The sequence below is a fragment of the Thiomonas delicata genome (assembly GCF_900088825.1).
Classification (GTDB): Bacteria; Pseudomonadota; Gammaproteobacteria; order Burkholderiales; family Burkholderiaceae_C; genus Thiomonas_A; species Thiomonas_A delicata.
This window is the reverse complement of the sequence record NZ_LT592170.1, coordinates 2013527-2021470: the sequence shown is the minus strand read 5'-3', so window position 1 is coordinate 2021470 and position 7944 is coordinate 2013527. Positions and strand designations below refer to the sequence as shown.

The following is a 7944-nucleotide window of genomic DNA, read 5'->3' as shown; positions in this document are numbered from 1 at the left end:
TTCGGAATCGCATGATGGCGCTCACCCGCTGCTCAATTTCTGGGCAGGGAGCCAGATTCCGGCCAGAATTGACATGTCGCTGGCATTAGGGGCGGCCATTTCCATGGTTTTTCCACGCATCACGCGAACTGGGGACGCAATGCGGCCAGGGAACGTATCCGCGTGAGGTTGTAGGCCACTATCGTCAGGATCAGCAGTTGGTCGACCTTGTCCAGGCCGCGCACCATAATCTGGGGGATCGGGCGGATCGTTTTGCCCCAGCCGAAACATTGCTCGATGCACTTGCATCGGCGCTGGCTCGTCGCGTAGCCGCCGTGCCGCGTCGTGTGCCCGTCGATCGCGCTGCCACCAGTACGGCGCGTGTTGCGCGCCACATGCGGGTTGTCATCGTCCGAGGTGGAGCTGCCAGGGATGGCGAGGCGTAGCCACCACGCGGTTTCAACATTCATACGACCCTCGCTTGACGGTCGCGCCAGGCACACAGAAAACCGTTCATGAAAGTTGTATACGTCGTCATGACCTGGGACCCTCCGGGCGACAGGGGAATGCCGACGGCCATTGCCTGCGGCAGTGCAGCCGCCGCTTCGACATACGCCGAATGTCGTTGCCACAAGCCGGGGCCAGTGCCTAGTTTGGCGGATCTACCGCCGTGCGTTTACCGACGCCCGTTTCCCACCAGCCACGCTGCGTGCCGTCAGGGAGCCGCGAAGCGGGGGCTGCCCGTCCAGGGCAGACCGCCCGAGGCCACGCCGAGGGCCTGGGGGGGGCCGACGACGATGCGGACACTGGCGGAAGGCGCTGGCAAGCGCCTGGAGACAGGGGAGCAAGCTGCGCCCCAGCGCGGCGGTCGTCGTCGGGGGGCGAACAGCCCCGCCCCCGTGCTGGCGCGCGGTTGCCAAAAAAGCTACTCCCTCGCCGCGGGCACCCGCGCGCCCACGGCGCGTGGGGAAGGCGAGAGTGCAGCCGCAGGCTAAACGCGGGGTAGGTTTTTTGGCAACCGCGCGCCAGCGCGGGGGCCGCAAACGCACCGCAGGTGCGCGCGCAGCGAGCAGCGCGAGCGAAGGGCAAAGGGCCGCGCCGGCGGCGCCGTCCAGGCGCCGAGCAAAGCCGCACCCAACGGGGGCCGTCCAGGCCTGCCGCCCCAGGCGGCATGCGGGTTTGCGCCCGGAAGGACCTGCGCAGCGGGCATCGCCCGCGGAGACCTTCGGCGATCCCGACGCGTGGGCGATTTGCCGCCTGCAAGTAACGCACCAGCTTCCCACGCAACCCTGCGCGCCAGTAACGCACCGATCCATTCCCCGCTTTAAAAATCGCCCGCTTCCTGTCACAGCCATGCAGCCACCACCAAAGGAGGTCATCATGGCTCAACTCGGAAGCGCTCTCGGGCGCCGTTCGCGGCAAATCGGCATCGTGCAGGAAGCTGCCGCGCTGGCCTGGGTCGGCCGCTGGGGCTACAGCTCCAGCCCGACCCTCGCCGTCCTGACCAACCGCCAGACCCAGCCGCGCTTGATCCGTGCCGGGCTGCTGCGTCGCGAACTCTTGCGCAACCCCTACGCCTACGTGCACAGCCTGGCGCTGATCACGGCCGAGGGGATCAAGCACCTGGAAAGGCTGCTCGAGAAAATCCGGGTGATTGGCTTCCTGAAGGAGGAAGCCATCAGGCGCGGCTTCGCGGCCCTGCTGCTGGATGACACGCACCCCGACATCAACCTGGTCAAGCGCATCCGGGTCACCACGCTCGAGCACGACGTGCTCCTGCAGGAGCGCATCGCCCTGGAAATCCGCGAGCAGGGGGCGAGCTGGGGTGCCGAGAGCGTGGCGCTCCCGGGTTTCCAGCGCATGCTGACTACGCGGGAGTTGCTGCGCGTGGCGCGCAAGCCGGGAACCCGGGTCGCCGACTGCGTGTTCTTGCGTCCGAGCGCGACTCGCGACGATGCGTGGGTTCGCGTGTACGTCGAGCTGGAAAACAGCACCAAGGGCAACATGGAGAAGGACTACTGCTGCTGCGCGTGGAAAGATCAGCTGCGCGACGAGCACGAGCTGCGGATTCTGTGCACCCGCGAAGCCTTCGCCAGGAGCTGGCGCGCCGCGCTGGAACGCGACGAGGTGCCGCTGACGATGCGCACGGCCAGCGTCCGGCTGCGGAGGCATCCGAGCGAGCGGAAGTCGATCGGGCTCTTCCCCTCCTCCAGGGTGTCCATCGAAGTCTTGTCGCGCGAGGAACACCGCGCTGCACTGGCACGGCCGCCGAGGCGTGCCAGCGACCTGCCCCAGGAGGAACTGGACCAGGCGGTGCAAGCCCGGCTCGAGCGGGACCAGGACGCGCAGGCGTGGGATGTTGAGCGCGCTTATGAAGACGATGTGCTGGCCGAGTGGGAAGACTCGGTCCAGCCCGAGCACACCTGGCGCTTGCGGTGAGGCGAAAAGCCTGGCGGCAGTTGCCGTCCGCGCGATCAAGCACGCCGATTCCGCACCCTTGTGCACTTTTTTCTGCTTGATGGCAGAACGTGCAATCCCCAGGTTGCTGCAATGCTGGAATTTCATGCGGGTCAGCGCCCCTGCCTGCCACGGCCGAGTCGCATGCCCGCCGCGAGCGCCGTCCCGGGGACGACGCTCCCGTCGGTCAGCCACTGCGCCTCAACCGCTTGAACGGCTTGCTGCCGAGGAATGCCGGATGGTGCCGACCTGCATCATCGCGAGCACGTCGGAGCGCCGAAAGCGCAGTGCGGCGCCGATGTGCACGGGCGTCAGCACGCCTCGACGGGTCAGGCGCCACACGCTGGTGCGGCTCAAGCCCAGCATCTGCTGGACCTGGGTGCTGGAAAGAAGAACCTCCGGGTAGGAGAGTGTTGGGTTTTTGTCCATCGACGGATGCCTCGCGAAACCCCGCGCCAGGCGGGTATGCGAGACACAGCAAGCGCCGAAAAACAATTTCCCAGGCCGATCTAAATTGATGACAAGGTTGATGACAAGTAGACGTATAAAATAAAAAGCCCAAGCTTTTCAAGGGCTCGGGCTTTTATATGGCGGAAGCGGTGAGATTCGAACTCACGAACGGTTGCCCGTTGCCGGTTTTCAAGACCGGTGCAATCGACCCCTCTGCCACGCTTCCGAAGCCTGCGGATTGTAGGCGAGACAGTGTGCGGCGAGACTCGGGCGGGAAGACCGCAGACGGCCTAAACACCCTGTGGGGTCTGCAATGCCGCCGGAGCCGGCAAAAACAAGGTGAGAACTTCGTTGAGCAACTCCCAGCCGCGCACGGTCGCCGCGATGCGATCGGGCGTTTCGGTCAAAAGACCGAGTTGGATGGCTTGCTGCAGGCCTGTCCGCAGCGAGGAGAGGGGTAGGCCGGTGCGCTGCACGTAAAGCTCGGGCGCGAAGCCTTCACGCAGCCGAAGCGCGTTGAGCAGGAATTCGAAGGGCAGTTCGCGCCGCGCGACTTCCTGCTCGGTTTCGATTGCGGCGCCCTGTGCGGCCTGCTGCATGTAGCGCTCGGGCTGGCGCCAGCGCACCTGGCGAACGATGCGGTGTGCGAAACTGAGCTTGGAATGCGCCCCTGCGCCGATGCCGAGATAGTCTCCGAACTGCCAGTAGTTGAGGTTGTGCCGGCTGAGATGGCCAGCTCGGGCGTAGGCGGAAACCTCGTAACGGTCCAGTCCGGCGCCCCCGGCCAGATCGGCTATGGCTTGCTGCATGTCGGCCGCCAGATCGGCGTCGGGCAGATTGGCGGGCGGGCGCTTCGCGAACGGTGTTTGCGGCTCGATGGTGAGTTGGTAGAGCGAGAGGTGCGGCGGCGCATAACGCAGCGCCTGGCGCACTTCGCCGAGCGCCTGGTCGAGGGTCTGGCCCGGCAGGGCGAACATGAGATCGATGTTGAAGCTGGGCATCACGCGCGCGGCTTCCTCGATTGCGGCATGCGCTTGCGCGGCGTCATGCACGCGGCCCAGCGAGCGCAGCTGGGCATCGTCAAAGCTCTGCACGCCAATGGACAGGCGATTGACGCCGGCCTGGGCATAGGCCGCGAAACGGTCCCGCTCGAAAGTGCCGGGATTGGCCTCGAGGGTGATTTCGGCATCGGGTGCCAAGCCGACGCGTGCGCGAATCTGCGCCAGCATGGCGTCGATACCGCCGGGCGAAAACAGGCTGGGCGTGCCGCCGCCGATGAAGACGCTGGAGATGCGCCGGCCCCAAATGAGGGGCAACGCGGCATCGAGGTCGGCGAGAAGGGCCTGCACATAGCGTTGCTCGGGAAACTCGGCATGCGCGCCGCGCCATTCGTGCGAGTTGAAGTCGCAATAAGGGCACTTGCGCAGACACCAGGGCAGATGCACGTACAGGGCCAGAGGCGGCAGGGTCTGAAGCTGCAAGGTTCCGGCGCGCATGTAGTGCGGCAGACGGGCGGCGGCGTCTTCGAGTTTCGCCGCAGACGCCGGCTCGGATGCCCTGTGTATGCGGATGTCGCGCGCGCTCATGCCGAGCCGGACGCTGCGCCGGATGGAAGAACGCCCCAGAACGCCTGCAGCAATTGCTGCATCTGCCCCGCGGCGCGGGCACGATGGCTGATGCGGTTCTTCTGCTCGGCAGGCAATTGCGCCAGTGTCAGGCCCGAGGCGGGCAGAACGAACAGGGGGTCGTAGCCGAAACCGCCTTCGCCGGCTGCCGCCGTGGCGACTTGCCCATGCAGCCATCCGTGGGCGATGAGGGGCTCGGGGTCGTCGGCTCGGCGCACGGCGGCCAGCACGCAGACGAAGTGGGCGCGGCGGTCCGCGACGTCAGCCAGATTGTCGAGCAGCAAGCTGTTGTTGGCGGCATCCTGAATCTCGCGCGTGGCGCGTGCCGCGCAGGCTTGTGCGTAGCGTGCCGAACGCACGCCCGGAGCGCCATGCAGGGCGCGCACGCACAAGCCGGAGTCGTCGGCCAACGCGGGCAGCCCCGTGTGTTGGGAAGCGTGCCGGGCCTTGGCCAGCGCGTTTTCGACGAAGGTGGCATGAGGCTCGTCGCACGCGGAAACGCCGCGGTCGGACTGCAAGATCAAATCGAGCTGCAGCGCCGACAAGAGGGCCTTGAATTCCGCCCATTTACCCGGATTCCCGGTCGCCAGGACCAGGCCATACGGAGCGGACTCCACCCCGCTCATTCCAGGCCGAGGGCTCGCTTTTGCAAGCCGATGAGTTCCGCGATGCCCACCTGCGCCGCATCGACCAGCGCGTCAAGCTGTCGGCGCTGGAACGGTTCGCCTTCGGCCGTTCCCTGCACCTCCACCAAGCCGCCCGAGGCGGTGCCCACCACATTCATATCGCAGTCACAGGAGGAGTCTTCCTCGTAGGCCAGGTCGAGCAGGGTCTCGTCCCGCAGCAAACCCACCGAGACGGCAGCCACCAGTTCGCGCATGGGGTTCTGCGCCAAGCGCCCGCGCTGCTGCAGCCAGGTGCAGGCATCCCAGGCCGCCACTGCGGCGCCGGTGATGGCCGCGGTGCGCGTGCCGCCATCGGCCTGCAGGACATCGCAGTCGAGCACGATCTGGCGTTCGCCCAGGGCGGCGAAATCAAACACGCTGCGCAGGCTGCGCCCGATCAGGCGCTGGATTTCCTCGGTGCGGCCCTGCGGCCGGCCGCGCTTGACCTCGCGTTCGCTGCGGGTATGCGTGGAACGCGGCAGCATGCTGTATTCGGCCGTCACCCAGCCCTTGCCGGTGCCCTTGCGGTGGGGCGGCACGCGCTCCTCGACACTGGCCGTGCAAAGCACCCGCGTACGGCCGAACTCGACCAGAACCGAGCCCTCGGCATGACAGGTGAATTGGCGGACAAAATGGATGGGACGCAGCGCGAGGGCTGCGCGCCCGTCGGAACGGGGTAAGGACATGGGGGTTTACTTTCGTGCCGCGGCGCGGCGTATGGCTTCGTTGATTTCGGCGATCGACCGCTCGATGGCGGCGTCGTCGAGTTCGTCAGGTTGCATGTCGGGCAAGCCCGACTGAAAGGTCGAGGCGAACACGCCGGGTTTGATGCCCTCGGTGCTGACGCCCTGGGTGGTATCGCGCTCGGCCTCGGCCTCCCACTCCATGGCGAGCGCGGTGACGTTGTCGGATTCGGCGGCATTTTGCCTCAGGGCCAGCTCCACCATTTCGGGCACGGCATCGGACAGCACGCGCTCGCTGAGCAGGCGCACGATGGTGGCCTCGGGCAACTGGCTCCACAAGCCGTCGGAACACAGCATCACCAAATCGCCCGGGCTGAGCGACTGCGGCACGCCGATTTCGACGAAAGGAAGCTGCGGAGAACCCAGGCAAGTGTAGAGAACGTTGCGGTTCACCGCGCCACCGTCCAGCGTTGCGTCCAGCGCCGCGCCCTCGCCCGCGCGCAACATGCGCTGCTCGGCGTGGGAGTGGTCGCGCGTACGGGTCAGCAAAGCGCCGTTGCGCAGGTAGTACAGGCGCGAATCGCCGACATGCGCCCACTGCGCCACGCCCTTCTGAAGCACGCACAAGACCACCGTGGTGCGCGGGAAATCACTCAGGCTATGGGCCTTGGCATAACGCTGAATCTGCTCGTGCGCCGCGAGAATGGCGCGCCGAAGGAAGGCGCGCACATCATCCAGCGCCGGCTTGGCCTCGCGCTGGAACATGGCGGCGATGGTCTGCAGCGCCAGCTGCGCCGCCATATCGCCGCGGGGATGCCCTCCCATCCCATCGGCCAGACCCAGCAAGACGCTGTCATGGGTATAGCAGTAGCCCATGCGATCTTCATTGGCCAGACGTGCGCCGCGCCGGCTGACCTGATAGACGGAAAATTTCATGGCTTGTCGCGCCCGGCTTGCGCCCGCTCACGCCCCGCGCCGAGCTGGCCAAAACGGGTGGCACCCATGCGCGTGGCTTGCTTGGCCTTGTCCACACGGGACTTTGTATCGTGCACCAGCTCGTCGATTTGCATGCGCAGCTTTTCGCTCAGTGTCAGTTGGGTGTAGCGACGCGGATTCTCCGCGCCGAGCTCCTTTTGCAGGTTGAACACGCTTTGCGGCCGGGCCAGGGGATCCAGCGACATGCACCATTCGACGATTTCAATGAGGTTGTCCGAGTAAATGCCACGGAGCTTGGACAGCTGCATGGGCAGCCTGTCCTTTTCCAACCGCTGGGTGGCCTCGTAAGGCGGATAGCCCGTCATGGACGCGTAGATGCAAGCGCCCACCGCATAGATGTCCGTCCACGGACCGAAGGACGCATCGCGCTTGTACATTTCGGGCGCAGCGAAGCCGGGGGTGTACATGGGGCGAAAACGCTTGTCCTGCTGGCCGAGCACTTCGCGCGCTGCGCCGAAATCGATGAGGATCGGCTTGTCGTCATCGGTGATGAAGAGGTTGGCAGGCTTGATGTCCAGATGCAGCATCTTGTGCTGGTGCACCACGCGCAAACCCTGGAGGATCTCGTCATACAGCGAACGGATGGTGGATTCGCGGAAGATTTTCTTGCGCTTGAGTTCGCGCGCGGTGATGACGAACTCCTGCAGCGAAGAACCCTCCAGGTAATTCATCACCATGTAGACGGTTTCGTTCTCGCGAAAAAAATTCAGCACCCCGACGACGCTGGGATGCGAGATCTGCGCCAGTGACCGGCCTTCCTCGAAAAAACTCTTCAGGCCCAGCCTGTACAGGGCCAGTTTTTCGGGGTGGGCCGCCGGCACCATCTCGCCCGGGGCGCGATCCACCAGGGAAGCGGGCAGATATTCCTTGATGGCCACACGCTGACCATCGGGCGACAGGGCCAGATACACCACGCCAAAGCCGCCACTGGCCAACTTGCGCAGGATGCGGTAGCCGCCAACCTTGGTATCGGGTTCGAGGGGTGCGGGTTTGGCTTTGGACATAGCGCGGGAAAGCAGCAGGAATGCCCTGCAAGTGGAATACTGGCGGGCGAACCGCATTGTGAAAAAATGCAGCGTTCGACCTGGG

General features: G+C 65.6%; 7 protein-coding genes, 1 tRNA gene and 1 pseudogene. 1 reads left to right on the top strand and 8 read right to left on the bottom strand.

Going from position 1 to position 7944, the window contains the following annotated elements; genetic code table 11:
* Positions 1-119 precede the first annotated feature (119 nt).
* Positions 120-380, bottom strand: a pseudogene (locus tag THIARS_RS09595) (transposase); the annotation flags it as partial.
* Between the two features lie 979 nt (positions 381-1359).
* Between THIARS_RS09595 and THIARS_RS09590 the strand changes: the two are divergent.
* Entirely contained in the window at positions 1360-2418 is a 1059-nt protein-coding gene (locus THIARS_RS09590) for a hypothetical protein (RefSeq protein ID WP_141202369.1), read from the top strand.
* Positions 2419-2637: 219 nt separating this feature from the next.
* Here the strand turns inward: THIARS_RS09590 and THIARS_RS09585 are convergent, their stop codons facing one another.
* The 7 genes from THIARS_RS09585 to THIARS_RS09555 all read right to left on the bottom strand — a co-directional run bounded on the left by THIARS_RS09585 (position 2638) and on the right by THIARS_RS09555 (position 7859).
* Positions 2638-2865 carry a helix-turn-helix domain-containing protein gene (locus THIARS_RS09585; RefSeq protein ID WP_094160515.1) on the bottom strand — a complete coding sequence of 76 codons (228 nt, stop codon included), beginning with the start codon at positions 2863-2865 and terminating at the stop codon, positions 2638-2640.
* A gap of 159 nt (positions 2866-3024) precedes the next feature.
* Positions 3025-3112 (bottom strand) — tRNA-Ser (locus tag THIARS_RS09580).
* 64 nt (positions 3113-3176) lie between these two features.
* Positions 3177-4472, bottom strand: coding sequence for a radical SAM family heme chaperone HemW (gene hemW / locus THIARS_RS09575; protein ID WP_094160514.1), 1296 nt, complete (start codon positions 4470-4472; stop codon positions 3177-3179).
* Positions 4469-5137: an RdgB/HAM1 family non-canonical purine NTP pyrophosphatase gene (rdgB, locus tag THIARS_RS09570; protein ID WP_094160513.1), complete on the bottom strand. Its 669-nt coding sequence runs from the start codon at positions 5135-5137 to the stop codon at positions 4469-4471. The genes hemW and rdgB overlap by 4 nt, the downstream gene beginning before the upstream one ends.
* Positions 5134-5862, bottom strand: coding sequence for a ribonuclease PH (gene rph / locus THIARS_RS09565; RefSeq protein ID WP_094160512.1), 729 nt, complete (start codon positions 5860-5862; stop codon positions 5134-5136). The genes rdgB and rph overlap by 4 nt, the downstream gene beginning before the upstream one ends.
* A 6-nt stretch (positions 5863-5868) precedes the next feature.
* A complete protein-coding gene (locus tag THIARS_RS09560; RefSeq protein WP_094160511.1) occupies positions 5869-6795 on the bottom strand; it encodes a PP2C family protein-serine/threonine phosphatase in 927 nt (308 codons plus the stop codon).
* Positions 6792-7859, bottom strand: coding sequence for a serine/threonine protein kinase (locus tag THIARS_RS09555; protein ID WP_094160510.1), 1068 nt, complete (start codon positions 7857-7859; stop codon positions 6792-6794). The genes THIARS_RS09560 and THIARS_RS09555 overlap by 4 nt, the downstream gene beginning before the upstream one ends.
* Positions 7860-7944: the final 85 nt, after the last annotated feature.